Here is a 25,514-nt window from a genome sequence, read left to right as displayed (position 1 = left end):
CGCGGCTCATCCGGGCTCGGCACGCATCGGAGGGAGGCGGACATGTCGAATCCCACCACGAGCTTCTTCCAATCCCTCGCCCGTCGCGGGCACGAAACCCTCCTCGAGGACGCCACCGGGACCATACGGTTCGACCTCACCCACGAGCAGGGCGTCGACCGCTGGTTCGTGGCCATTGAACGGGGCGATATCAGCGTCTCTCGGGATGGAGGCAAGGCCGACTGTGTCTTCCATGGCAGCCGGGCGACCTTCGACCGGATCTTGGCTGGCCAGTCACAGATGTACCCGTCATGGTTGCGCAACGAAATCACGACGCCGGGTGATGTCCGGCTGGCCCGCCTCTTCGTTCGGCTCATGCCGGCGCCGCCCGGAGCCCATCACCCTCGGGACTTCGGCCGCGAACGGAGACGTGCGGCATGAGCGACGGCCTCGTCCGGCTGCTGGACGGCAACACGTTCGTCGTCAGTGAGGAGACGGGCGACATCGACGCGTCCCCCACCATCCCGACCGGGTTCTTCTCGTTCGACACCCGATTCCTGTCGAAATGGATCCTGTCCATCAACGACGAGCGGGTCAACGCGCTCACCGTCGAGGAGGTCGAGTACTTCGAGAGCCGCATGGTCGTCGTCCCGACCCTCCCCGCTCCACTCGTCGACATCGGTGTTTCGGCCATTCGCGACCGCTCCATCGGCGGAAGCTTCACGGAGCAACTGACCGTGATCAACCACGAACCCAAGCCCGTCGACCTGCGGATCCGGATCGACGTCGACAGCGACTTCGCCGACCTCTTCGAGATCAAGGACGTGCGGAACAAGAGCGGGACGTACTACACCCAGGTCGACGGCGGGCGCCTACGTCTCGGCTATCAGCGGGAAGCGTTCCGCCGGGAGACCCTGGTCTCGTCCACCGTGCCGGCCCGAGTCGACGAACAGGGGCTGACATACCACGTTCGACTCGAACCGCACGGTCAATGGACCACCGACCTGCACGTGCAGGCGCTGGGCCTGGGCGGGCGCGACCTTCGGGAGAGCCTGGAGGGCAGACCCGGTCGATCCCGAGCGCAGATCCGGCAGGACCTGGCCGGCTGGCTCGCGCAGGCACCCCGCCTCACCTGCGACTCCCCCACGTTGGGAATGACCTACCGACGCAGCCTGGCCGACCTCTCCGCGCTGCTTTACGCACCGCTGACCGGCCGCGGACACGCCATCCCCGCCGCCGGTCTACCGTGGTTCATGGCGATCTTCGGCCGGGACAGCATCCTCACCAGCATCCAGGCACTGCCGTTCGCGCCCGACCTCGCCGCCACGACGCTACGCATGCTCACCGTGCGACAGGGGGCTGTCCTGCACGACTTCCGCGAGGAGGAGCCCGGGAAGATCCTCCACGAGCTGCGGTACGGGGAGACGACCGCATTCGAGGAGCAGCCACACTCGCCGTACTACGGTAGCGCCGACTCCACTCCTCTCTTCGTCATCCTGCTCGACGAGTACGAGCGGTGGACCGGCGACGCCACCCTGGTCCGGTCTCTCGAACGTGCCGGGAGAGCCGCCCTGCACTGGATCGACGAGTACGGCGACATCATGGGCGACGGCTACGTCTGGTACCAGCGCCGCAACGAGCGGACCGGGCTGGAAAACCAGTGCTGGAAGGACTCCTGGGACTCCATCTCGTTCCGGGACGGCCGGCTGCCCAGCCTGCCCCGGGCGACCTGTGAGCTGCAGGGCTACGCGTACGACGCCAAGATCCGCGGCGCCAGGCTGGCCCGCGAGTTCTGGCACGACCCCGCGTACGCCGACCGCCTCGAACGGGAAGCCGCCGACCTCAAGGAACGCTTCAACCGCGACTTCTGGATCTCCGACGGCGAGTACTACGCACTCGCCCTCGACGGCGACGGCCGCCAGGTCGACGCACTCTCCTCCAACATCGGCCACCTACTGTGGAGCGGCATCGTCGACGAATCCCGGGCACCGAAGATCGCCCAACACCTGCTCGGCCCCCAACTGTTCTCCGGCTGGGGGGTGCGGACGCTCGGCACCGGCGAGGGACGCTACAACCCGATCGGCTACCACGTCGGCACCGTGTGGCCGTTCGACAACTCCTTCATCGCCTGGGGGCTGCGCCGCTACGGATTCCACCAGGAGGCCGGCCGCATCGCCGAGGGAATCATCGACGCCGCGGAACACTTCGACGGGCGGCTCCCCGAGGCGTTCGGCGGATACGAGCGGACGCTGACCAGATATCCCGTGCTGTACCCCACGGCGTGCAGCCCACAGGCGTGGTCCACCGGAACTCCCCTGTTGCTGCTGCGGACCATGCTCGGCATGGAGCCACGCGGCGAGCACCTGGTGGCCAGACCGGCCGTGCCCTCGGGCATGGGCCGGATCGAACTGCTCGACATCCCCGGGCGGTGGGGCAGGGCGGGTGCCGTCGGACGCGCCCACCCGGAGCGACGCTGACCGCACGGGCTCGCCCCCGAAAGGAGAGCGAGCGCTGCACCAAGCGCCCCAACCGGTAACCGCTCACCGAAGGGCACAACCCGACACGCGAGGCTGGTCGATCATCCTCCTGCACAGGTCGCCACGACAAATCGGCCCCGCCAAACCGGCGACACGATCATCAGGCGCCTACGAACACGTCCATGAGCTGTCCCCAATTGTCCGGACACGAAACACCCCAACCTGGCGAGACACCTAAACGGGCATCACCCGCAAACTATGTGAATCAGGCGCCTTCTTGGGGATGGCGGCCTTGCCGGAGCGCCCACACGGCGACGGTGCACATGACGGCGAGGAGCACCGCACTGGTCGCGGCGGTGACGTGCAGGCCGCCGGTGAAGGCGATCCGGGCCGCGTCGAACAGGTCGATGCCCAGGTTGCTGGGAAGGGCTTCCGCCGTAGCTGCGGCATCGGGGATGCTCATCCCGGCGGCTGCCACGGCTTGGGTGAGCACCTGGTCGGGTACGGCGTCGCGCGTGAGCTGCGCTGCGTAGAAGCCGGTGCCGACGCTGCCCAGCACGGCGATGCCGAGTGAGATGCCACACCCAGCTACGCCTCGCCCGCGGCCTCGCCCAGGACCTCCGCCGACCCTGGGAACGACCCGCCGACCCGGACCGACTCACCCCAGCCCGGGTCCGCCGCGGGTTTCGCCACATCCACCCGAAGACCACCCACCCCGCCAGCGCACCGAAACCCGGCAAGGCCGGACCCGGACGGCCACCAGGCTCGAAGAACCGACAACCCGCGCCCAGCTACGACGTCGGGAAGACCGTGAAACGCGCCATATCCATCACCGAACAACGAAAGCAGACGGGGTTAAACGCCAAGCTCAGCCCCGCCCACTACGAACAGACCCTCACATCGGCTACGCTGCACCAGATCGCGGCATAACCCGGTGTCCACATCCCGGGGGGAACCTCACCCTTCTTTGCCGGGCCATCGCGTCCACCCGGATTCGCTGCTTTCGCGATCGGTGGGATGCGGCCCGAAACTCGTTGGGGCCGGTGGCTCACTGGTCATGCGGCAGGCCGAGTTGGGCGAGTTGCGCCAGCGAGGGGGCAGCCGTGACGTCAAGGTCGTCCTTGGGTGGGACGGGTGGGTCTTTCACGCCGCTCGCAGTCCCGATCGCAACCACGCATGATCCGGTGGCCGCTACGATCTGACGAGCAACAGCGACCGCCACGGCACTGGATGCCTCGAGGAGAACGCCGCCGCGAGCCAACGCAGCTTGCTCAGCCATAAAGGTCGGCGGGTCGACCGCTAGCGCCGAGCCGCCGCTCGCCCACAAGGCGTCCAGGCCCTGCCAGGTCGCGTTGTCGCTGCCGATCGAGAACGCTGGCGATGGTTGCCTCTCGACCTCGGCGCGCTCCTGGGCGTGCCTCTCGTCGAGCGCCATGGCCGCAACGAAGGCGGCGCCGGTGGCGGTCTCGGCGGCGACGAGCCTCGGGGCACGGGGGATCAGGCCCGCCGCCTCGAGCTCGCAGTATCCACGGTGAATACCTGACAGCAGGTCTGCCCGGCAGGTCGGCACCACGACGTACTCGGCGTCGGGCAGGTCACGCGCCAACTCGTACGCGATGGACTTGAAGCCTTCGTTGGCGAACGGATTGCCTCCCACGGCTGGCAGGACGAAGTTCGCGAGGGGATACCAGCCCAGGTTCTCGACGGCGTGACCCGTCATCCGGGTTCGGAGTGCTGGATCTTCGAAGACGGCCAGCTTGGCGCCGTACGCGAGCATCTGCGACTTAAAGTACGGCAGCAGGCCTTCCGAGGAGGTGACCACACAGGTGATCCCGGCTTGGGCCGCGTAGGCCGCAGCAGAGACCCCGGCGTTTCCGCTGGACGCCAGGACGACCGTCTCCGCACCATGCCGGACCGCGGCGCTGACGCCCGCGGCCATCCCGCGATCCTTGTGGGAACCAGTCGGGTTCAGGCTCTCCAGCTTGACGAACAGGTCCCCGCCCTCCGCAGCGATCTGCACCACCGGGGTGTCTCCTTCGCCCAAGGTCACCACCGGAGCGTCGCTGCAGGCGAGTGCGTCGGGCCAGCCCCAGACACCCCCGGGGAAGGCATCGAGTCGCTTGCCGCGGAGGTCGGCCAGCGGTGGCCTGAGATTGACCGGGACGCCCTCCTGCCGACAGTGGGTGCAGCCCGCGAACCCACTCCCGTCCCGGCCGCATCGCGGGCAGCTCAGCTCGCTCATAGGACAGTCCCTTCCATCGCGGGGTTCGAAGCCATCGCCGCTACCGCCGCCTCGTGTGCGTCACGCCAGATCAACATGGCGTCGTCCAACCCAGCCTCGCTGAGCGCCGTCACATGCCACTCGGCTGGCGGCAAGAACTCGGGCGGCCGCCGGGCACCGCGCTCCGCTCGCTCGGCGAACTCGGGCGCCAGGTCCGACGACATCTCCGCTGCGCGCCACCAGGAGGACCACAGGTCCGTGGTCGGCGTCCCCGCCAGCACGGTCAGGATCCTGCCGATCCGACCCAATGCGGCGGGCATGGTGTCGGCATTGATGAAGATCCCGTCGGGGCGCAGCAGCTGGGCGCTCCAGCGGTACGCCGCCGCGAGGCTTTCCTCGCCGAGCCAGTGCAGAGCAGTGGTGGAGACGATGGCGTCGTAGGGCGCGAACGACTCCGCGTCCCCCAGCCACGCGCCGGTGAGGAGGTCGCTGTCGAGGAGTCGGGCCGCATGCCCGAGTCGGGTCCGCGCGAGCCGCAGCAGCACGGGGTCGCTGTCGAGCCCCACCAGTGTGCTTTCCGGCACTTTCTGGCCGATCATGTGCAGGAGGGTGCCCGTGCCACAACCCAGGTCGAGGATCGTCGGGCGCGGGCCGCACGCGGCCTGGACCACCTCGGCGATCACGTGGAACCGGCGATTGCGCTGTGGCACGTAGGCATCCTGCTGGGCGTCCCATGACGCGAGCAGCTGGACCAGTTGCGGGCTGTCTGGCACGTCCTTGTTCACCGGTCGAACACCACCCGGCGAAGATCCTGCAGGAGATCGATCAGCGCCTCGCTCGATGCGTGGTGGTAGACGCGCACCCCTTCACGTTCGCTCGTGATGAGGCCGGCACTGCGCAGTGCCGAGGTGTGATGGTGGATGGTCGCCTCGGACAGGTCGAGCAGCTGCGCCAGATCCTGTCCCGTGGCCGGGAGGGCCACGAGGTTGCGCAGGATGGTGAGTCGTTGGATGTTGCCCAATGTCTTGAACGCCTCCGCGACCTCGGCCAGTGAGCGACCTTGGGGGCCAGGCGGGGCGAAGACGACGATCGCGCAATCTCCGAGGACCACGCGCTGGAGCATGAAAGGACGGATAGCCTCATTGGGGACGAGTTGGATGTGGTAGCCCTCGGCGTCCTTGATGGTCCAGCCACCCGTGACCTGGGCGAGCTCACCGTGCAGGTCCGGTGTGCTCTCGAGCACCGCCTCGATCTCGTGCACGGTCCTCGTCAGGCGCTCCTGCACCTCGACCTCGTCGGAGAAAAGCTGGGCCGCGGCCTCGACCAGGGCAACGAGCTGGCTCACCGCCTGCTGGGGAGAGGTCAGGACCCGGCTGAGGGTCTCTCGCTCGAAGCCCTCGGCGACGCACTGGGCGATTAGGTCGTTCACGCCATCGGTTCGGCCTGCACAGATCCGACTCACCAGGTGGTTGCGCCTGCGGATCTCGGCAGGAGTCGCCGACGGGGGTCGGAGCAAGCCGCTCACCACCTCGGCGTCGCTGGACTGTCGCAGTCCCAGGAGCAGGCTGTGCGAGTCGTGCCATCCCTGGATGAAAGCGTGGACCGCGAGGTTGCCGCCCAGAGCGAAGTCGTCGCCGAAGAACCAGGAAAGTGCCTCTTCATGACCTTCGGGTGCCGGAGCAATCTGCGACGCTGCGGGCACGAAGTCCCCACGGAGCGTGTGCGCATAGGAGTACATGCGCATGAGGAGCTCCGCCGTCGTGCTCACGGTCACGTCGGTCACCAGCGGCGCTCGGTCGACATTGAGTTTTCTCACGAGACGTATCTAATCATGGGCCGCCAGAAGATGCCAAGGATTCGTCAGTCATCGAATTGATCTTGTCAGGCGGCCTTCATGGTGATCGACGGCGCGAGGGTTGAGGTCTGGTGGCCGGGCCAGTCGCCGGGTCATGATGATGACCATGGCCCACTGGACCATGGCAGCGTGGTGTTCGGGGAGTCGCTCATAGTCACGCACGGTGCGACGGCAGCGGTTGATCCACGACAGGGATCTCTCGACCACCCATCTGCGGGGAAGGACCTTGAACCCGACCTGCCCGGCAAGCTTGGCGACCTGGCGGCCTGCTTCCGCCGGATCCGGATGGTATGGGTCGACGGCGCGTACAGTGGCAGACCGGTCACCCTCGGCGCCAGGCTCGGGATCGTCGTCGAGACACTGTTGGGCCTTCGTCATCGGGGTGGTTTCGTCACCAGTCCTCGTACCGAAGGCCCTTCCTCATGTCACCGCGACACGCTGACCCCTCCCGGGCCGCCCCGACACGTTCTTCAACAGGCTCTAGACAAGCACCCTTCCGCTCATTAGATTCACGTCAAATCCTGTGAAGGGAACACCCATGAAGATCCATAGCACTACCCGGCTCTCCTTGCTATCGCTGGCGGTCGCCACATGGTTCCTGGCCGCCTGCGGCGCCAACGGCTCCGGCGGCTCCGGGTCCGGCGAGCCCGACCCCGATGCGACCCTGCGCATCGCCATCTCCACGCCGGTGGGGGACAACCTGAACCCCAATGCCTTCGACGCGCTCTGGCAAGCCCAGGCGATGATGTTCGAGCCGCTCGTCCGCTACGGCGACGGAGGGAAGACCGAACCGGCTCTGGCGAAGTCCTGGACGGTGTCCGAGGACGGTCTCGACTACGACTTCCACCTCCGGCCCAACGTGACGTTCACCGACGGCGCCCCGTGGAATGCGGAGGCGGCGATCTTCGGCCTGAAGCAGTGGGTGGGGAACTCGCGCTTCGACTTCCTCGAAGCCACGGAAGTGATCAGCGGCATCAAGGCTCTCGACGACATGACAGTGCGGCTTACCCTGGCCAAGCCGTTTCCGGGGCTGCTCCAGGAGCTCTCGATCGTGCGCCCCGTGCGCTTCTTCAGCCCCAAGGCGGCAGGACCGAACGGGAAGTACCGCGGCGACCCGGTGGGCACCGGTCCCTTCATCCTGAAGTCGAACAGCCGCAGCAAGACCGTCTTCGTGCGTAACCCGCACTACTGGGGGAAGGAGCCCCAGGTCGCCAAGGTCGAGCTCAACGTCATCCCGGACGCGATGGGCAGGCTCACCGCCCTGCGCGTCGGCGAGGTCGACATGATCGGTGGCGCCATGAGCGCTCCCTTGTCGCCGCACGATGCCGAGCAGCTGAGTGGCGGGGACACGCGGGTCATTGCCACGCCCGGCGACATCTCCCTCCTCATCGCCTTCAACGATGACCAGGACCGGGTCATGCACGACCTCGCGGTGCGCAAGGCGGTGAACCTGGCAATCGACCGGGTCTCGATCGCCAAGGCGATCTACCTCGGCCGTGCCAAGCCCATCGGGTCCCTGTTCCCAGCGGCCGTGCCGCACTCGTTCGCGAAGGATGCTCCGACGGCCGACCCCGACCAGGCCCGTCAGGTCCTGGAGGACGCAGGGTGGACCGGAGACCACGACCACGTCCGGGAGAAGGACGGGAAAGCGCTCAAGCTGGAGATGCTGATCAGCAAGGAGCGGCTCCCCGCGGCGCGCGAGGTCGGTGAGGCCATCCAGGCGCAGCTCGCAGACGTCGGCATCAAGGTGGAACTCGCCGACCTCGACCACGCCACCTCACACGACCGCATCCCCAAGCGCCAGTACGACATGGCCCTCACCACCACCTACGGCGCGCCGTACGACCCGAACAACACCCTCAAGGCCCTCATGCTCTCGACCGTGGAGTCGGGAGTCGACGGCAAGATCTACCGCAACCCCGAGTTCGACCCCCTGATCAACAAGGCACTCGCAGCCCAGTCGGACGAGGACCGCAAGGCGGCGTACCAGGCCCTCAACCAGTACCTGGACAAGGTGCAAGGCTTCGGTCCCTTGCTCGTCCAGGACCGCATCTGGGCGGTGGGATCCCGCGTCCACGACGTGCGCCCGGCCTCGACCGACTACGAGTTCCCCCTTGAGGGCATCTGGATCGAGAAGTCATGAGGAGGCTCGTGGCACGACGCCTCCTCACGGCCCTGTTCCTGATGTTCCTGGGGTCAGTCACCGGGTTCCTCCTGATCAACCTCGCTCCGGGCGACGTGACGGTCCTCGTCGCGGAGCGGCGGTCGGGGCCGGGTGCGACCTCGGAGGACGTCGCACGGATGGCGCACGAGCTGGGCATGGACCGGCCGCTCCCCGTCAGGTACGCCGACTGGGTGTGGCACGCGCTGCAGGGTGACCTGGGCGCCTCACTCCAGCGCAACCTCCCGATCACGCCCGAGCTCGTGGACCGCGCCGGCCAGACCCTGCTCCTGGTGAGCGGAGCGGCTGTCTTCGCCGGACTCGTCGGGGGACTGCTGGGAATGCTCGGGGCACTTTACCCCGACTCCTGGATCGACCGGATCGGCCGCGGGCTGGCGTTGCTGGGCGCCTCCATCCCGAGCTTCTACCTGGCCGCGCTGCTCATCCTCTTCTTCGGGCTGAAGCTCGGCGTCGTGCCGACGTTCGGCCTCTCCGGTCCGGCTTCGTGGATCCTCCCCTGGATCGCGCTCGGGACCGGGCCCGCCGGCGTGTTCAGCCGCGTGGTCCGAGTCGGCCTGGAACGAGCCATGGCCGAACCATTCGCCGTGACCGGTTTCAGCAAGGGCTTCACCCGGCGACAGGTGCTCGTCAAGGACGCCCTGCCCAACATCGGACCATCCGTGCTGGGCGTGCTCGCCACGCAGACCGGGCAGATGGTGCCCGGGGCCGTGGTGATCGAGACCGTCTTCGCCTGGCAGGGCGTCGGCAGCTACTTCTACGAGGCGGTGAAGTTCCGTGACATCCCTGTCCTCCAAAGCAGTCTGCTCGTGTTCCTCCTGGCGTTCGTGGTGCTGAACACCCTGGTCGACATCATCCAGGCGCGCCTCGATCCGCGGATCAGGCGGCAGTTCGAAGGAGTCGCGACGTGAGTCTTGCCGAGGCTGAATCGGAAATCGTGCTTTCCGAGGGTTCCCGGGCCCGCTCCGGGGCGCGGATTACGCGTCAGCTGCGCCGGGTGCCGTTGCCAGCGCTGGTCGCCGTGGGGCTGTTCGTCGTGATCGGCGTGGTCGGCCCCTGGCTTGCGCCGTACGACCCGAACCAAGTCGATCTCGCCAGCGTCCGGCAATCGTTCAGTGGCGAGCACTGGCTGGGAACAGACTCGCTGGGCCGCGACGAGCTCAGCCGGCTGCTGACCGCGGCTCGTACCAGCCTGGTTGCCATCGCCCTCGTGCTCGGCCTCTCGATCCTGATCGGCGCCGTCATCGGCGTGGTCGCCGGCGCGACCGGGGGCATCGTCGACGAAGTCCTCATGCGGCTCACCGACGTCGGGCTGTCGGTTCCCTCGCTCGTGATGGCGCTGGCGGTGCTCGGCGCTCGGGGCCCCGGGTACTACAACATGATCCTCGCGCTGACTCTGTGCTGGTGGCCGGCGTACGCCCGGCTGACCCGCGTGGCGGTCGTCTCGCTTCGCCAACAGCCACACATCGAGGCGACCCGGCTGATCGGCGTGCCGCCCCTCACGGTGCTGGTGCGGCACCTGCTGCCTCCCGCGGTCGCCCCGACCCTGGTGTTCGCCAGCGGCGATGCCGGGTTCGTCGCGCTGGCAGTAGCAACCTTCAGCTTCCTTGGACTGGGGCTGCAGCCCCCGGGTGCGGAGTGGGGGCAGATGCTCGTGGACGGTCTGCTCACCCTGGAGCAGTACCCGATGCTCGTGGTGCTCCCCGGCCTCGCGCTCACATTGACGATCGTCGGCCTGAACCTGCTCGGCGAGGCGCTCGCGCTCGACTCCCTGCCCCGCAACATCAGTCGTCGGACGCTGCGCCGCCGCATCGCGAAGCTGCCGCCACTGGGCGTAGGCCGGCGGGTGGACAGGGTCGACGAACTTACCGACGCCTACTTCGGGAGGACGCGATGAGTGCCAACCCCGTGCTCGACATCCGTCACCTGTCGGTCCGGCTGCACACCCGCAACGACAGCGTCCAGGTGGTCGATGACGTCTCCTGGCACCTGGCACCGGGTAAGACCCTGGCTCTGGTGGGCGAAAGCGGCTGCGGCAAGACCGTCAGCGCCCTGTCACTGACCGGCCTGTGGCCCGCCGGGGTCGTCGCGGAGTGCGACGGCGAGGCCTGGCTGGAAGGCCAGAACCTCATGGAGCTCAACGAGGTGCGTCATCGACGGATCCGCGGCACGCAGATCGGGATGGTCTTCCAGGATCCGCTGACGGCGTTCAATCCGGCCCGCAAGGTCGGGCCCCAGGTGGCAGACGCGGTGCGGCGCACGCACCCCAAGATGAACAAGGCTGAGGTACGCCGCCGGGTGCAGGACTTCTTCGTCGAGGTGGGCATCTCGGAGGCCGAGCACCGCTACGACCTCTATCCCCACGAGCTCTCCGGTGGGATGCGCCAGCGCGCCCTGGTGGCCATGGCTATCGCGAATGAGCCACGCGTGCTCATCGCCGACGAGCCGACCACGGCACTCGACGTCACCATGCAGGCGCAGGTCCTGGACCTGCTCCAGCGCCTGCAGCGACGGCACGGGATGTCGATCGTGCTCATCACCCACGACGTGGGCGTCGTGGCAGGCATGGCCGACGACGTCGCGGTGGTGTATGCGGGCAAGGTGGTTGAGTTCGGCCCGGTCGTGGATGTCCTGACCAACCCCCGGCATCCCTACACCCGCGGACTCCTCGCTGCCATTCCCGGCGCGGACGTCGAGCCGGGTACCAGGTTCGTCACCCTGCCGGGCCTGCCTCCGGACATGGCCGACCTCCCTTCGGGCTGCGCCTTTGCCGCGCGCTGCGAACTGGCCCACGACCGGTGCTCGGCCATCCCTGCGCTCGTGCCGTTCGAATCCCCGGCCGCCGAGCACCAAGTGGCGTGCTGGGCCGAGCCCCCAGACATCTCCGCCCCGGAGAAAGTGAGTCGAAGATGAGTACCCTCACCGTCACCGACCTGGTGGTCGAGTTCGGCGGGGCCAGATCCCGCAAGACGGTCCGGGCGGTCGATCATGTCTCGTTCTCGGTCCGCCCCGGCGAGGTCGTCGGTCTCGTCGGCGAGTCAGGTTGCGGCAAGTCCAGCCTGGCTCGGTCGATCATCGGACTCGAGCGCGCGACGTCCGGATCCATCGTGTGGGGTGACACCGACGTCACCAACGCCCGCGGGCGAACCCTGCGCCGGTACCGCCGCGAGGTCCAGTACGTCTTCCAGGACCCCTACGCCAGCCTGAGCCCACGGCTGACCGTGGGACAGACACTCGAGGAAGCGCTGTCGGTGGTCGGCCACCCGCGACGTACCAGGGCAGCACGAGCCTCCGAACTGCTCCACCTGGTCGGGCTCCCCAAGAGCGCACTCCAGCGCGGCCCGTCAGCGCTGTCCGGGGGGCAGCGGCAGCGCGTCGCCATCGCTCGCGCGCTCGCGGTCGAACCGCGGTTCCTGATCTGCGACGAGCCGGTGAGCGCGCTCGACGTCAGCGTCCGGGCCCAGGTGATGAACCTGCTGATGGACCTCCAGGAGGAGCTGAACCTCGGCTACCTGTTCATCGCCCACGATCTCGGTCTGGTGCGCCGCGTAGCCCACCGCACCATGGTGATGTATCTGGGGCGCATCGTGGAGTCGGGGCCGTCGCACGAGGTCTACGGGCAGGCGAGTCACCCCTACACCGAGTGTCTGCTCGACGCGATCCCCTCCGTGGACCCGCGGGAGCAGCGCAGCCGTGGGTTCACGGTCCTGCAGGGGGAGCTGCCGAGCCCTGCCTCGCCACCTCCGGGGTGCCGGTTCCACACGCGGTGCCCCCACGCTCAGCCCCAGTGCAGCGAGCGCGTGCCCGAGGTCCTCACCGGCGAACCGGTGCACCAGTCAGCGTGCTACGTCCGATGACCGGGGCGCAGGGAGCACGAGTGCTGACTTCATCCCACAACGGCGCCGTACCCGTCGGCGGTACCTCGCGACCGGACCCGGCCATCCTGCGCGCGGTGGCGGCGCGGGTGCTGTGGCTGGCCACGGCGATCGTCGACGTCGCCAACCATGCCCGCCCGGGCGCGGGCGGCCTCAAAGTCGGCGGGCACCAGGCCTCGTCGGCTTCGATGGTCGACATCATGGTGTCGCTGTGGTTCCACGAGCTCACCGCACACGATCGGGTCTCGGTGAAGCCCCATGCATCCCCGGTGCTGCACGCGATCAACTACCTGCTCGGTGAACTCGACGAGGAGTACCTCCGCTCGCTGCGGGCGCTGGGAGGTCTGCAGAGCTATCCCAGCCGGACCAAGGATCCCGACACCGTCGACTTCTCGACCGGTTCAGTGGGCATCGGAGCAACGGCGCCGCTGTGGGCGACCCTGGCGCGCCGCTACCTCGACTCGCACTTCGACTCCCCACGGGTCACCCGGCGTTTCGTGAGTCTGCTCGGCGACGCGGAGCTCGACGAAGGCGCCGTGTGGGAAGCCCTGGTGGACCCCATGGTCAGTGGACTCGGAGAACTGCTGTGGATCGTGGACCTGAACCGACAGTCCCTGGACCGCGTCATCCCCGACATCCAGATCGACCGACTCCGCGGCATGTTCTCGGCGGCGGGCTGGGAGGTCATCACCCTCAAGTGGGGACACCGCATCCAGGAGGTGTTCGAGCGCCCGGGCGGCGCTGACCTGCGTCAGCGACTGGAGACCATGCCCAACGAGGAGTACCAGCGTCTCCTGCGGTCGGCACCGGACCAGGTCGCGCAGCGGCTGCCGGGCGATCAGGCCAGCCCGGCACTGAGACACCTCGTGGACTCGCTCGGACCGAAAGCGCTCGGCGAGCTTATCCGGGACCTGGGCGGCCACGACATGTCCCTGCTCCTCGACACCTACCAAGCGGCGTCGTCGCAGCGGCCCACCGTGATCTTCGCCTACACGATCAAGGGGCACGGGCTGCCGACCGAAGGCCATCCCGGCAATCATTCCGCTCTCCTCACCGGGGACCAGATGCGCGAGCTCGCCAAGAGGTGCGGCACGGACCCGGGTGCGCCTTGGGAGCTGTTCCCTGCGGACTCGGACGAGGCCGAGCTGTGCCGACGGCGCGGCGCGGCTCTCCGCAGACAGGAGAGCACCCCGCGGCCAGGACGCTGCGTCGTAACGGTGCCCGACGAGCTGGGCCGTCCGCACCGCCGGCCCACGTCCACCCAGGCCGCGCTGGGCAGGCTGCTCTCCGACCTGGCGCGGGACCAGCCCGAGCTCGCGAGCCGCGTGGTGACCTGCAGCCCGGACGTCGCCTCCTCCACCAACCTCGGTGGCTGGATCAACAAGTGCGGGGTGTGGTCCCCCGCCGACCGACGCGACTGGTTCGCTGACGACGTGGAGCGGCTCCTGAAGTGGCAGGAGCTCAGCCAGGGGCGGCACATCGAGCTCGGCATCGCGGAGGTCAATCTGGTCTGCCTGCTGGGCGAGCTGGGAGCGACGTGGAGCCGTTGGGGCGAGCGCTTGATTCCCATCGGCACGCTCTACGATCCCTTCGTCACCCGGGCGCTGGAGCCGTGGTCATACGGCATGTACGCCGGCGGACAGTCGATCCTGGTGGGGACGCCGTCGGGCATCACCTTGGCACCGGAGGGTGGCGCGCACCAGTCGATCACGACGCCGGTGATCGGCATCGCTCAGCCCGGGTGCGTGGCCTGGGAGCCAGCATCGGCCCAGGACCTCGAATGGACCTTCCTGCACGCGATGTCGCAGGTGGGTCTGGCGGGGGGAACGTCGGCGTACTTCCGTCTGTCGACCCGACCCATCGATCCGGTGATCGCCGCGGTCCCGGAGGACCCGCTGTTGCGCGAGCGAAGGCGTCGACAAGTCGTGCGAGGGGGGTACCGGCTCAGCGGGCGCCCTGCCACCTCGGACGAGGTAACCCTCGTGGGAGTCGGAGCCATCCTCCCGGAGGTGGTCGCGGCCGCCGCCACCCTCCGGGAGAAGGGATTCGATGCTGGCGTCGTCTGCCTCACCAGTCCCGACCTCGCATTCCGCTGTCTCCAGCGACGCGCCCACCGGCAGGCGACCGGCGGTCCCGACCTGCTGGAGGAACTCTTCCCGTGCCGACACCCCGCACCGCTGGTCACCGTGGTCGACGGGCACCCGCACACACTCTCCTTCCTGGCTGGCGTGCGCGGTGACCCGATCAGGTGTCTTGGAGTCGAGGAGTTCGGGCAGTCCAGTGACCTTGCCGACGCCCACCGGCTGCACGGCATCGACGCTTCCTCCATCGTGGAGGCCGCGCTCGGTTTGCTGGGACGGTAGGAGGGCTGATGGCGCTTTTTTAATCTCCCCAGTTGCTGCTGGGCTTGGCGTTTAACCCGTCTGCTTTCGTTGTTCGGTGATGGATATGGCGCGTTTCACGGTCCCGACGTCGTAGCTGGGCGCGGGTTGTCGGTTCTTCGAGCCTGGTGGCCGTCCGGGTCCGGCCTTGCCGGGTTTCGGTGCGCTGGCGGGGTGGGTGGTCTTCGGGTGGATGTGGCGAAACCCGCGGCGGACCCGGGCTGGGGTGAGTCGGTCCGGGTCGGCGGGTCGTTCCCAGGGTCGGCGGAGGTCGGTGGCGAGTCCGCGTGCGAGGCGTAGTTGGGTGTGGCAGGCGATGATCAGCCAGGTCCACCGGTCAGCCGCGTCGGGTGTGCGGATCTTGTTCCGCACCGGGTTTGATGGAGACATCGAAACCTGGAAGGAACACCAGCGATGCCCGCACCAACTACGGCGTCTACGGCGCCCGCAAGATCTGGCACGAGCTGCACCGACGCGGCGTGCGGGTGGCCCGGTGCACCGTCGAGCGGCTGATGCGTGAGTCCGGGCTGCGTGGGCTGCTGCGCGACAAGTCACCACGCACGACCCGCCCCGCGGCCGAGACCAGCCGCCCTGGCGACCTGGTCAGACGGGACTTCACCGCCGAACGTCCGAACCAGCTGTGGGTCGCCGACCTGACCTACGTGCGCACCAGCGTGGGCTGGGTGTACGCGGCGTTCGTCCTCGACGTGTTCTCCCGCATGATCGTCGGCTGGCAGGTGTCCACGTCGCTCTACACAGATCTGGCTCTCGACGCGTTGAAGATGGCGATGTGGCGCCGCGAGAATCAAGGCGCTGACCTGGGCGGACTCGTTCATCATTCCGACCGGGGAGTCCAGTACCGAGCAATCCGCTACACCCAGCGGCTCGCCGAGGCCGGCGCCGTCGCCTCTGTCGGCTTCCAAGGGCGACTCGTACGACAATGCGATGGCCGAGGCGTTCAACTCCCTCTACAAGGCCGAACTCGTCCGCAACAAGGGCCCCTGGCGCGGACTCGACGACCTGGAGATGGCCACCGTCGAGTACATCGACTGGTACAACAACCGCAGGCTGCACGGCGAACTCGGCCACGTCCCACCCGCCGAACACGAGGCACTCCACGCGATGACCCACCCGGTCACCGCACCCCTGAAAACCAGCTAACCAACTCTCCATCAAATCCGGGGCTTGACAGGCGGCGGCCTTGACGTTGTGATCGAGGCGGGTCTTGGGCAGTCCTCGGTAGCGGGCACGGCGGATGTCGGTGACCTTGGTCGCTTGGGCGATGGTGGATTCGACCCCGGCCCTGCGGGCGTAGCGGCGTTGCCAGCCGGTGGTGGCCTGTTCGGCTCTGGCCGTGTCGAGGGCCTGCTGGACCGGTCGGGGTCGTAATGTCAACTGCCGGCCACCCTGGGTCGCGGTGGTGCACTTGGCTTTGACCGGACATGCTTGGCAGACCTCGCCGGCGAACTTGACCACGATGACCTCGGTGCCGCGCTGGTTGGCCGGGGACCAGGAGACGCTGGACTGACCGGTCGGGCAGGTGACCGCGCGGGCGCCCCAGTCGATGGTGAACCCGCCGCGGTGGAAGCCTTCCCCGGCGCGGGCCTGGGGCGATGTGTCGGCGAGCATCGGGGTGACCAGCCGGACCCCGAAGTCGGTCAGGCTGGATACGAGGAGGTCCGCCGACGGGTAGCCGGAGTCGACGTAGTGTTCGTCGGGCAGCAGGCTCCGCCGGGCCAGGTCGTGGTGAATGGGCTCGGTCATCGCCACATCCGGCATGGACGCGTCGGTGGTGGCCACGTTCGTGATCAAGTTGGGTGGGGTGTCCGGCACGTGGTCGGCCGGGCCGGCCGGTGCCTCGGCGTCGCAGGACTCGCTGACGTGCAGCTTGTACCCGCACCAGGTCAGGTCGCGTTTGCCGCCCCAGCGGGCGTCGATGTCATACGGCGAGACGATTCGATGTCTACCGGACGGGAGCCCGTCTGTGTCGGCCTCCCGCAAGCGAATCACCTCCCGCCCACCACGATCCACCCCGGTCACCACGTTCTGGATCAGGACCCGTTGCAGGACCCCCACGGCGGGCAACTGCGCCAGCCACGACGGCGTGGACGCGTCCCACACCGCAGCCAGCAATGCCACCCCATCGCGGGCGTAGTCGGCGCCCAACGCGGCGCGCTTCGTCTTCGACGCCGGCATCCGCCAGGAATCCACCCGCGTGCCGTAGCGGCGCTGCCATCCGGCGTCCAACCGCGCGGTCACCCAGTCGGGATCAGCGACCGCGAGGGCTTCCACGCAGGCCCGGACCGTCTCGCCGATCAGCTCGATCTGGTTGAGTTGCCGCACCGCCGCGATGATGTGGGTCGAATCGGTGCGCTGCCTGCCCCGGGACTTCAGCAGTCCCTTGTCGACCAGCCGTGCCACGAGCAGGTCCAACACCCGGGCCTCCAGACCGTGCTCAACCAGCCGGGTGCGAAACTCCGTCAGGATCGTGTAGTCGAAGCCGGCATCAGTAAGCGACAGACCCAGGGCGTACTTCCACGAGATCTTGTCCCGAACCGCCTCCGCGGCCTGCCGATCGGTAAGGTTCTCCGCCGCTTGGAACACGGTCACCAGGGCCAGCCGTCCCGGCGACCAGCCCTCCGGACCCCGATCGGCGAACGCCGCGGCGAACTCGGCATCGGCGAACAACTCACCCAACTCGTCGCGCACCGCGATCGGCAGCGGCGCCCGCCGCCCGCCATACATGGCCAGGACCGCTCGGGTGATCTCTTCCGCGGGCTCGGGCCACGGCTGGGGATGCAACGACATTGCGCCACCGATCCTACGGCCGAGACGAGGAGGGAAAGCAGACCGCGACACGATCATCCCAAACCCCGAACCTGACCAGCACACGGCAACGACCACCACAGATCTCATCCGAGCATCAAATGACCAACAGGGTCTCGATGGCCTCCAAACCGGTGGCGTTCCTGCTCGCCGGCCTGGGCGTGACCAAGTCCCACAGCCGGCCGCACTGCTGCCAACGACAACCCCTACTCCGAGGCGCAGTTCGCAGAACACCCGGGCGTCCTCGATCGAGCCGAACCGGACCGGTTCTTCCGCTGGTACGCCCACGAGCACCGCCATTCGGGATCGGACTACATGCTCCCGCCGACGTCCACTACGGCCGCGCGCACGCGATCCGCGAGGCCCGCGGGCGGGTCCTGGACGCCGCCTACCAGGCCAGCCCGGAGCGGATCGTCCGCAAGCCACCCGAGCCGCCGAAACTGCCCGAAACCGCCTGGATCAACAAGCCCGAGAACAAGACGAACCGGCTCAGTAGTTTGCCCAAGAACGTGTCTCAGAAGGGTTGACAGGTTCCGTACAGCTCGCCGGTCAGAAGTCGTCAGCCGCGTGGTCGAGGCGAACCATAGGCGCAAGCCTCAGCGCGAGCCAGAGCGGAAGGTCTCCGACTTCGGTCGGCCGACCGCGGACCTTCTCGAACTTCTTGAGCCGTTGCGTCACCGTGTTTGGATGCAAGTGGAGCTGGCGGGCGGTCCGCGTCGGGCTGGCTCCGGTTTCCAAGAAGACCTGGACTGTCTGGATCAGGTCGAGACCGGCCGGCCACTGGTGGAGTAGAGCGCCGAGTTGCCGATGAACCAACCGTCGCGCTGCCTGGTGGTCCTGAAGCGCCAGCGTCTCGGCCTCGACATCAGGGAAGCACAGCGGCGATGCGGATGGATTGGCCTCCAGCAGAGGCGCGGCACTGAGTGCCTCCTCCCGAACACGTCGGAACCCGACGGCGCCATACTGCTCACTGCTGAGTGCGACCATGGCCCCCTCGGGTGGACGCGACGGCAGGCGTGACCCGAATGCTGTCCAGGAACCTTCGCGCACCGTGACCCACACCAACGCCGACCGGGCACCCAGGGCCATCGCCAGGAATGGACCGCCCAGCATGCTCGCAACATGGGAGACCGCAGCGTCCAATCGACCGGCCGGAAGGTCCGGCGCGGTAGCGACGACAAAGGCGACGTGGGCACAGCTGGCGATCGAGTATCCGAGGAGTTCCTCAGCATGCGCGACGTCAATGTCTCCAGCGATGAAATTGTCCAGCGTTTCCCGGACTCGGGCACCCTCGCGGTTGCTCAGATGAGCCGTTCTCGTGGAGTAGATCTCGACGACCTGCGCGGTGATGTCCTGGACGTAGTCGGAGGTCCAACTCATGACGACCTCGAGCAACGCCAGCCGGAAGTCCGCGGGCAGCGCCTCGTGGGACTTCGCCCGCACGGCTTCCAGGAACGCCTTCCAGATCTCGACCTTGCCGATCTCGTATGCCATCAGCAGCGACTCCAGCGGTGCGCCGCTGTCCGCCTGAGCGATGACGAGCGCGCGAGCCGGCTTCGGTATCGCCCACCTCTGAGGGCGAGCCACCAAACCAAAGCTCCGGAACGACGGCAGATGTGACATGACAGATGCCCTCAGTAGAGCCCGATCGACGTCATCGGGCACCATCCTCGGAACGCGTTCCGTAAGCAGATCGACCAGACGTTCGAAGACAACATCGCCCTGAGCTTCTATCCACTCGCGATAGAAGCTCCACCGATCTGTCGTCTCCGCCACTCTTGCAGCCGCCTTCAGTCGGTGTCCGGATCGAATGGATCCAACACATCCTCGCCGCTAATGCGGCGAGCGATCGGGAGGAACCCGTGAGCGATGTGCGTCTCGACGGCTGCGGCAGCCCTGTCCGGATCGCCAGCGCGCACCGCCTCGAGTATGGCGTGATGCTCCTTCCTGGAGGCTTCAGCACGGTCGGGTGCGCCGATCACGAGATCCCACGGGAATGACGCCCATAGCAAGGCGAGGTGGTCCGACAGCCCAGGGATTCCGCTACGATCATAGAAGTAGAAGTGAAAATCGCGATTCGCCTGCCGAACGCAAAGCTCGTTGCCGGCGGCAGCCGCATCCTCGATCTTGAGAAGTAGTTCCTGTGCCCGCTTGATATCGCGGAGGCTAAAGCGGGTGGCGGCACGACGCATGGCATAACTCTCAGTCAGACGACGCACGATATAGGTCGCCTTCACCCGGTCAAGGTCGATCCCTGCAACCCGGGTCCCACGATGCGGCGCTGATACGACGAGACCTTCTGCCTCTAGGACGCGCAGCGCCTCGCGCACCGGGGTAATGCTGCTGTTGAACCTCTTGGCGAGCTCGTCCTGCGGCAGGCGACTCCCGCGTTCGAGCTCGCCCGAGACGATGAGCCGTCGCAGCTCATCGACAATCACGTCCCGCTTGGTCGCAGTGTTTACCACGGTTATCGCTTCGTCCGCCTTGATGAGGCACCATCCGGGCAGATTATACCCGGCGATGCTCTGGTGTTTGTTCAGAACGTCCCATCCCTCTCGAGAGCACGGATGTCGACGGCGTTGTACCCCAGTTCTTCGAGCAGGTCGTGGGTGTGTTGGCCGACGCTGGGGATCGGTTCCATTCGCGGTTCGCGGCCCTCGACGGTGATCGCGGGCAGCGTCGCCTGGATGGGGCCGGCAGGCGTTCCGATTTCGCGCCACCGATGGCGCGCGGTGAGCTGGGGATGGTCGATGACGTCGGCGACCTCGCGCTGTCGCGCGTTGGCGATGCGTGCACTGTTGAGTCGCTCAGCGAAGGTGGCCCCGTCGATCCGAGACAGCTGCTGGTTGATGAGGGTATCGAGCTCGACGCGATTGCTCACTCGGCGGCTGCCGGTGTCAAAGCGCGAGTCTTCTGCCAGTTCGGGCATGTCGAGCACGACGTCACAGAACGCCTTCCACTCTCGCTCGTTCTGGATGGACAGCACGTACTTCTGGCCATCGGCGCAGGCGTAGGTGCCGTACGGAGCGATGGCCGCGTGGCTGGTGCCGGTGCGGTTGGGTGCCTCTCCGCCGTATCGCGTGTAGTACAGCGGGTAGCCCATCCACTCGATGAGTGAGTCGAAGAGGCTGATGTCCAGCTTGGTGCCCTCGCCTGTGCGTTCCCGGTCATAGAGGGCGGACAGAATCCCTGCGAACCCGTACATGCCGGCGCCGATATCGGCCGCTGGGATACCGCTCTTGGCGGGTGCATCGTCGCTTCCGGTGACTGAGACCAGTCCGGTCTCCGACTGGATCAGCAGGTCGTAGGCCTTCGCATGGCGGTAGGGCCCACTGGTGCCGTAGCCCGTGATCGAGCAGGTGATGAGCCGCGGATCGCGCGCCCGAAGCGCGTCGGCTCCTAGGCCCAGCCGCTCGGCAGCACCAGGCGCGAGGTTCTGGACGAACACGTCGGCGCGGTCGATGAGCCGGTGCATGACGTCCAGTGCTGGCGGCTGCTTGAGGTCGAGGGCGATGCTCTCCTTCGAGCGGTTGAGCCAGACGAAGTGGCTGGACATGCCAAGGACCGTCTCGTCGTAGCCTCGCGCGAAGTCTCCGCTGCCGGGACGCTCGACCTTGATGACACGTGCCCCGAGGTCCGCCAGCTGACGAGTGGCGAACGGCGCAGCCACCGCCTGCTCACACGAGACAACGGTGACGCCGGCCAGTGGCAGCCCGGTCATCGCGTCCCCACCGCGATGGCCTTGGTCTGACTGTAGCCAGCCAGGCGCTCGAACCCCTTCTCACGGCCGGCCCCGCTGCCCTTCCAGCCGCCGAACGGCAGGTCCACGCCACCACCGGTGCCTCGGCGTTCCAGGACAGCACATCGCAGCCGCACCGCTCCCGCGCAACGGCAACGATCTGGGTGACGTCCGTCGTCGCGAACGACGTCGGCGCTTCCTCCGGCAGCTTCGATCGGCTTGACCACCCGCTGGGCGCCCTCGAGATCCGGGTCCGCGATCACAACACCGGCCCCGAACTCGGCCAACCGCTCCGCGGGGCTTGCCCAATGCCGCTCGCACCGCCGGTCACGATCGCGACCCAGCCCTGCAGGTCAATCATCTCGATGCTCCTTCGACCCTTGTAGTGGCCACCACGCTAGCCGACACTATGCGTGACAGCAACAGATCATGCATACTTCATGGATTCATGCCTATCCCGAAGGTGGCCCTCTTTGACAACCGATCCGTCCGCGCCGAGCGGAGCTCTCCTCTTCGTACCGGGTGATCGACCTGACCGCTTCACGAAGGCGTCCGCCGCCGGCGCCGACCACGTGATCGTCGACCTCGAGGACGCAGTGGCCGAGGCCTCGAAGCAAGGCGCCCGCCAGTCCACCGCGGCTTGGCTGGCTAGCGGGCGCGAAGCCATCGTCAGAGTCAATGGCGTCGGCACCGCCTGGCATGAACCGGACCTGCGCATGGTCTCCGGGCGTGCCAGCTTCGTCCTGCTACCGAAGTGTGAGGACGCGGGCGATGTCAGCCGCTTCGTGAGCTCGTGTGACTCCCCCACCTTGGCCCTGATCGAGACTCCGCTCGGGCTCGCGGCTGCCCACGAGATCGCGGCCACCGGAGTTGCCGGCCTGGTCTTCGGCAACGTCGACTTCGCCGCCAACATCGGAGTGGATCCGGCGTCACAACCCGCGCTACAGTTCGCTCGCTCTCAGCTGGTCTACGCCAGCGCGGCCGCCGGGCTGCCCGCGCCGATCGACGGCGTCACCACGCGACTGACCGAGAGCGAGGCGCTCAATGCAGACCTCACGCATGCACGCGAGCTGGGGTTCGGTGGCAAACTCTGCGTCCATCCCAGCCAGGTCGCACCCACTCAGGTCGCCTTCCTCCCCACCGAGGAGGAGGTCGCCTGGGCCGTCGCGGTACTGGACGCCTCACAGGGCGTGACGGCCGTGGCCGGGCAGATGGTGGATGCGCCGGTCGTCATCCGCGCCCAGTCGATCCTGGACCGGCACGGCAAGAACGACAGGACGTTCGATGGCGACTGAACCTGGACCACTCGCTACGAGGCCCGACTACGACGACCCGGACTTCGACTACACGCCGATCCTGCCCAGAGGCAAGGATACGGTGGAGTTCGTCGCCATCGACGCACCGCCACCGGAGGTGGTCGATCGCTATGGGGACACACTCCTGAAGGTGTCGGACCTCACCCTCACCCGGCTCGCCGACGTCGCGTTCACCCGTGTTTCCCATCAGCTGCGCACCTCGCACCTGGAGCAGTTGCGGAGTATCCTCGACGATCCTGAGGCCAGCACGAACGACAAGTACGTCGCCACAGACCTTCTCCGCAACGCCGCGATCTCGGCCCAGGGCATCCTGCCGATGTGCCAAGACACCGGCACTGCGATCGTGTTCGGGCAGCGGGGGTCCCGTGTGCTCACCGACGGACGGGACGCGCGCCATCTCAGCCGGGGCATCCACCACGCCTACAAGACGCTCAACCTTCGCTACTCACAGCTCGCGCCGCTGACCACTTACCGCGAAGTCAACACGGGCAACAACCTGCCTGCACAGATCGAGATCCTGGCCGAGGGCCACGACACCTACGAGTTCCTGTTCATGGCCAAGGGCGGCGGCAGCGCGAACAAGAGCTTCCTGTTCCAGGAGACCCGAGCACTCCTGGACGAGCAGAGACTTCTCTCCTTCCTCACCGAGCGGATCAGTGCTCTCGGAACCGCGGCCTGCCCTCCGTACCATCTGGCAGTCGTCATTGGCGGCACCTCCGCCGAGTACGCGCTCAAGACCGCGAAGCTGGCCTCTGCCCGGTACCTGGACACACTGCCCACCTCGGGCTCACCCTCAGGCCACGGCTTCCGCGACCTCCACCTGGAAGAACAGATCCTCTCCATCACTCGCCAACTCGGCATTGGCGCACAATTCGGCGGCAAGTACTTCTGTCACGACGTGCGAGTAGTTCGGCTCCCGCGACACGGAGGCTCCTGCCCCGTGGCGATCGCGGTCTCATGCTCGGCAGATCGGCAGATCCTTGGTCGCATCACGGCCGAGGGCGTATTCCTGGAGAAGCTTGAGGAGGACCCCTCTCGGTTCCTGCCCGAGGTGACCGATGCCCACCTCGTCGGGGAGGTCGTGGCGGTGGATGTTTCAGCGCCTATGACCCAGATCCGAGCCAAGCTGTCGGGACTGGCCGTTGGAACCAGACTGTCGTTGTCTGGTGAACTCGTCGTCGCGCGCGACCTCGCGCACGCCGAGATCAGCGCCCGCTTGAAGGCAGGCGAACCGCTGCCGGGATATCTACGCGACCACCCCGTCTACTACGCCGGCCCCGCCAAGACACCGAACGGGATGGCCGCGGGATCATTCGGTCCCACCACGGCAGGGCGCATGGACACCTACGTGGAGGAGTTCCAGGCGGCCGGTGGATCGCTGGTCATGCTCGCCAAGGGCAATCGGTCTCAGACGGTGGCGAACGCCTGCCGCCGACACGGGGGCTTCTACCTCGGATCCATCGGAGGCCCCGCCGCGCGGCTGGCCCAGGACTGCATCAAGAGCGTCGAAGTCATCGACTACAAACACCTCGGCATGGAGGCCGTGTGGAAGATCCGGGTCGACAACTTCCCCGCCTTCGTCGTCATCGACGACCAAGGAAACGACTTCTTCGCCCCAAGGACGCGTGCCCTGCTCCAGATCCAGACGAGCAAATGATCAGAACCTGTGGATGGCTCTCGGCGAGGTGACATGAAGCGGGCGCACCTCCCGAGCAAGATCGAAGCCCAGTAACAGTCTGATCAGGGTCGGCGTTGGCGCGCCGGCTCGGGAAGGTGCACCCATGCTCAAAGTAGTCCACGACGCCGCGGCGTCCAACGAGCCGGCCGGTGGGTCGTTGCTTGACGAGATCGTGCGTGACGGCGCGCGGCAGATGCTGGCCGCGGCGTTGGAGGCTGAGGTCGCCGCGTACGTCGAGGCGTTCCGCGAGGAGGTCGACGAGCACGGCCATCGGCTGGTGGTCCGCAACGGTCATCACGAGCCGCGGGAGGTGACCACGGCGGCGGGCGCGATCCCGGTGTGCGCGCCGCGGGTCAACGACAAGCGGGTCGACGAGGCCACCGGGCAGCGGAAGCGGTTCTCCTCGGCGATCCTGCCCGCGTGGTCCCGGAAGTCGCCGAAGGTCTCGGAGGTGCTGCCGCTGCTCTACCTGCACGGACTGTCCCCCGGCGACTTCGCGCCGGCGCTGGAGCAGTTTCCTCGGCTCCGGTGCCGGGCTGTCGCCGGCCTCGATCACCCGGCTCACCACGCAGTGGCAGGCCGAGGCGGCCGCGTTCAACCAGCGATCCCTGGCCGAGACCGACTACGCCTCGATCCGTGGAGCGTTTGGCCCGATCGCTGGTCGGGGTGGCTGCTGGGTCTGGGCGCCGAGGGGGCATGAGGAGTTCGCTGGTCTGCCCAGCGTTTCCACATGGGGTCTCCGGTCGGCCTGTGCGGCGGTGGACTGTCAGGCGGCTACCGGGGGCGCGTGTGCCTGCTGGAAGACTCCGTCCCAGATCGCCAGCCACCGTTGTGTCCAGGGCCAGTGCTGGGGCAGGTGCACCGGGGTTCGACAGTCGGTGGGCATGCGGCGGTGGGGAATCTGCGGGCTGACCTGTGGTGATAGGCATGAGGGCGCTTCGGGGCCGTTTGCCCACGGCTCCGAAGCGCGTTTTCCCAGCTCGGCGGC

Annotated in this window: 20 protein-coding genes and 4 pseudogenes; 13 read left to right on the top strand and 11 right to left on the bottom strand. The window is 67.5% G+C overall.

Annotation, left to right across the window (positions count from 1 at the left end; all coding sequences use genetic code 11):
- The first annotated feature begins 42 nt into the window (after positions 1 to 42).
- The gene (locus ABGB16_RS23730) at positions 43 to 420 is read left to right on the top strand and encodes an SCP2 sterol-binding domain-containing protein (protein ID WP_347670299.1); all 378 of its coding nucleotides are present in this window, start codon (positions 43 to 45) and stop codon (positions 418 to 420) included.
- The gene (locus tag ABGB16_RS23725) at positions 417 to 2,456 is read left to right on the top strand and encodes a glycogen debranching N-terminal domain-containing protein (protein ID WP_347670298.1); all 2,040 of its coding nucleotides are present in this window, start codon (positions 417 to 419) and stop codon (positions 2,454 to 2,456) included. Before ABGB16_RS23730 ends, ABGB16_RS23725 begins: the two co-directional genes overlap by 4 nt.
- A gap of 265 nt (positions 2,457 to 2,721) precedes the next feature.
- On the opposite strand, the gene ABGB16_RS23720 is transcribed toward ABGB16_RS23725, so the two are convergent.
- Positions 2,722 to 3,015, bottom strand: coding sequence for a hypothetical protein (locus tag ABGB16_RS23720; RefSeq protein WP_347670297.1), 294 nt, complete (start codon positions 3,013 to 3,015; stop codon positions 2,722 to 2,724).
- Positions 3,016 to 3,035: 20 nt separating this feature from the next.
- On the opposite strand from ABGB16_RS23720, the pseudogene ABGB16_RS23715 reads away from it, so the two are divergent.
- A pseudogene (locus ABGB16_RS23715) lies at positions 3,036 to 3,386 on the top strand (hypothetical protein); the annotation flags it as partial.
- 118 nt (positions 3,387 to 3,504) lie between these two features.
- Here the strand turns inward: ABGB16_RS23715 and ABGB16_RS23710 are convergent.
- From ABGB16_RS23710 to ABGB16_RS23695, 4 genes are read right to left on the bottom strand one after another with little or no spacing between them, the layout of a single operon-like run.
- The gene (locus tag ABGB16_RS23710; RefSeq protein WP_347670296.1) at positions 3,505 to 4,698 is read right to left on the bottom strand and encodes a pyridoxal-phosphate dependent enzyme; all 1,194 of its coding nucleotides are present in this window, start codon (positions 4,696 to 4,698) and stop codon (positions 3,505 to 3,507) included.
- Positions 4,695 to 5,462 carry a methyltransferase gene (locus ABGB16_RS23705; RefSeq protein WP_347670295.1) on the bottom strand — a complete coding sequence of 256 codons (768 nt, stop codon included), beginning with the start codon at positions 5,460 to 5,462 and terminating at the stop codon, positions 4,695 to 4,697. The genes ABGB16_RS23710 and ABGB16_RS23705 overlap by 4 nt, the downstream gene beginning before the upstream one ends.
- Positions 5,459 to 6,493, bottom strand: a complete 1,035-nt coding sequence (locus ABGB16_RS23700; RefSeq protein WP_347670294.1) for a metalloregulator ArsR/SmtB family transcription factor — start codon at positions 6,491 to 6,493, stop codon at positions 5,459 to 5,461. Before ABGB16_RS23700 ends, ABGB16_RS23705 begins: the two co-directional genes overlap by 4 nt.
- Before the next feature lie 48 nt (positions 6,494 to 6,541).
- Positions 6,542 to 6,910, bottom strand: coding sequence for a transposase (locus ABGB16_RS23695; RefSeq protein ID WP_347670293.1), 369 nt, complete (start codon positions 6,908 to 6,910; stop codon positions 6,542 to 6,544).
- A 160-nt stretch (positions 6,911 to 7,070) separates the two neighbouring features.
- On the opposite strand from ABGB16_RS23695, the gene ABGB16_RS23690 reads away from it, so the two are divergent.
- From ABGB16_RS23690 to ABGB16_RS23665, 6 genes are all read left to right on the top strand, one after another.
- Positions 7,071 to 8,675 (top strand): ABC transporter substrate-binding protein, encoded by a 1,605-nt coding sequence (locus ABGB16_RS23690; RefSeq protein WP_347670292.1) that lies wholly within the window; start codon positions 7,071 to 7,073, stop codon positions 8,673 to 8,675.
- A gap of 8 nt (positions 8,676 to 8,683) precedes the next feature.
- Positions 8,684 to 9,622 (top strand): ABC transporter permease, encoded by a 939-nt coding sequence (locus tag ABGB16_RS23685; protein WP_347670291.1) that lies wholly within the window; start codon positions 8,684 to 8,686, stop codon positions 9,620 to 9,622.
- Positions 9,619 to 10,608: an ABC transporter permease subunit gene (locus tag ABGB16_RS23680; protein ID WP_347670290.1), complete on the top strand. Its 990-nt coding sequence runs from the start codon at positions 9,619 to 9,621 to the stop codon at positions 10,606 to 10,608. Before ABGB16_RS23685 ends, ABGB16_RS23680 begins: the two co-directional genes overlap by 4 nt.
- On the top strand, positions 10,605 to 11,624 hold the full coding sequence (locus ABGB16_RS23675) for an ABC transporter ATP-binding protein (RefSeq protein WP_347670289.1): 1,020 nt from the start codon (positions 10,605 to 10,607) through the stop codon (positions 11,622 to 11,624). Before ABGB16_RS23680 ends, ABGB16_RS23675 begins: the two co-directional genes overlap by 4 nt.
- The gene (locus ABGB16_RS23670) at positions 11,621 to 12,568 is read left to right on the top strand and encodes an ABC transporter ATP-binding protein (RefSeq protein WP_347670288.1); all 948 of its coding nucleotides are present in this window, start codon (positions 11,621 to 11,623) and stop codon (positions 12,566 to 12,568) included. Before ABGB16_RS23675 ends, ABGB16_RS23670 begins: the two co-directional genes overlap by 4 nt.
- Positions 12,569 to 12,651: 83 nt before the next feature.
- On the top strand, positions 12,652 to 14,949 hold the full coding sequence (locus tag ABGB16_RS23665) for a pyruvate dehydrogenase (RefSeq protein ID WP_347670316.1): 2,298 nt from the start codon (positions 12,652 to 12,654) through the stop codon (positions 14,947 to 14,949).
- A gap of 51 nt (positions 14,950 to 15,000) precedes the next feature.
- Here the strand turns inward: ABGB16_RS23665 and ABGB16_RS23660 are convergent.
- A pseudogene (locus ABGB16_RS23660) lies at positions 15,001 to 15,330 on the bottom strand (transposase); the annotation flags it as partial.
- A gap of 252 nt (positions 15,331 to 15,582) precedes the next feature.
- Entirely contained in the window at positions 15,583 to 17,775 is a 2,193-nt protein-coding gene (locus ABGB16_RS23655) for an IS1182 family transposase (RefSeq protein ID WP_347670287.1), read from the bottom strand.
- A gap of 134 nt (positions 17,776 to 17,909) precedes the next feature.
- Here ABGB16_RS23655 and ABGB16_RS23650 point away from each other — a divergent pair.
- Positions 17,910 to 18,320 (top strand): annotated as a pseudogene (locus ABGB16_RS23650) (IS3 family transposase); the annotation flags it as partial.
- Positions 18,321 to 18,342: 22 nt separating this feature from the next.
- Here the strand turns inward: ABGB16_RS23650 and ABGB16_RS23645 are convergent.
- The 4 genes from ABGB16_RS23645 to ABGB16_RS23630 form a co-directional block, all read right to left on the bottom strand.
- Positions 18,343 to 19,569, bottom strand: a complete 1,227-nt coding sequence (locus ABGB16_RS23645; RefSeq protein ID WP_347670286.1) for a helix-turn-helix domain-containing protein — start codon at positions 19,567 to 19,569, stop codon at positions 18,343 to 18,345.
- Between the two features lie 14 nt (positions 19,570 to 19,583).
- Positions 19,584 to 20,231, bottom strand: a complete 648-nt coding sequence (locus ABGB16_RS23640) for a GntR family transcriptional regulator (RefSeq protein ID WP_347670285.1) — start codon at positions 20,229 to 20,231, stop codon at positions 19,584 to 19,586.
- Between the two features lie 98 nt (positions 20,232 to 20,329).
- Complete coding sequence (locus ABGB16_RS23635; RefSeq protein WP_347670284.1) at positions 20,330 to 21,514, bottom strand: CaiB/BaiF CoA-transferase family protein; 1,185 nt, start codon at positions 21,512 to 21,514, stop codon at positions 20,330 to 20,332.
- A complete protein-coding gene (locus ABGB16_RS23630) occupies positions 21,511 to 21,819 on the bottom strand; it encodes a hypothetical protein (RefSeq protein ID WP_347670283.1) in 309 nt (102 codons plus the stop codon). The genes ABGB16_RS23635 and ABGB16_RS23630 overlap by 4 nt, the downstream gene beginning before the upstream one ends.
- A 186-nt stretch (positions 21,820 to 22,005) precedes the next feature.
- Here ABGB16_RS23630 and ABGB16_RS23625 point away from each other — a divergent pair, with 186 nt between their 5' ends.
- From ABGB16_RS23625 to ABGB16_RS23615, 3 genes and pseudogenes are all read left to right on the top strand, one after another.
- Positions 22,006 to 22,827, top strand: coding sequence for a CoA ester lyase (locus ABGB16_RS23625; RefSeq protein ID WP_347670282.1), 822 nt, complete (start codon positions 22,006 to 22,008; stop codon positions 22,825 to 22,827).
- Positions 22,817 to 24,505 (top strand): FumA C-terminus/TtdB family hydratase beta subunit, encoded by a 1,689-nt coding sequence (locus ABGB16_RS23620; protein ID WP_347670281.1) that lies wholly within the window; start codon positions 22,817 to 22,819, stop codon positions 24,503 to 24,505. The genes ABGB16_RS23625 and ABGB16_RS23620 overlap by 11 nt, the downstream gene beginning before the upstream one ends.
- A 124-nt stretch (positions 24,506 to 24,629) precedes the next feature.
- Positions 24,630 to 25,152 (top strand): annotated as a pseudogene (locus ABGB16_RS23615) (transposase); the annotation flags it as partial.
- Between the last annotated feature and the right edge of the window lie 362 nt (positions 25,153 to 25,514).

This window comes from Micromonospora sp. B11E3 (assembly GCF_039871625.1).
In the GTDB taxonomy this organism is placed as follows: Bacteria; Actinomycetota; Actinomycetes; order Mycobacteriales; family Micromonosporaceae; genus Micromonospora.
Note: the sequence above shows the minus strand (reverse complement) of the source record. Positions and strands in the feature narration are given on the sequence as shown.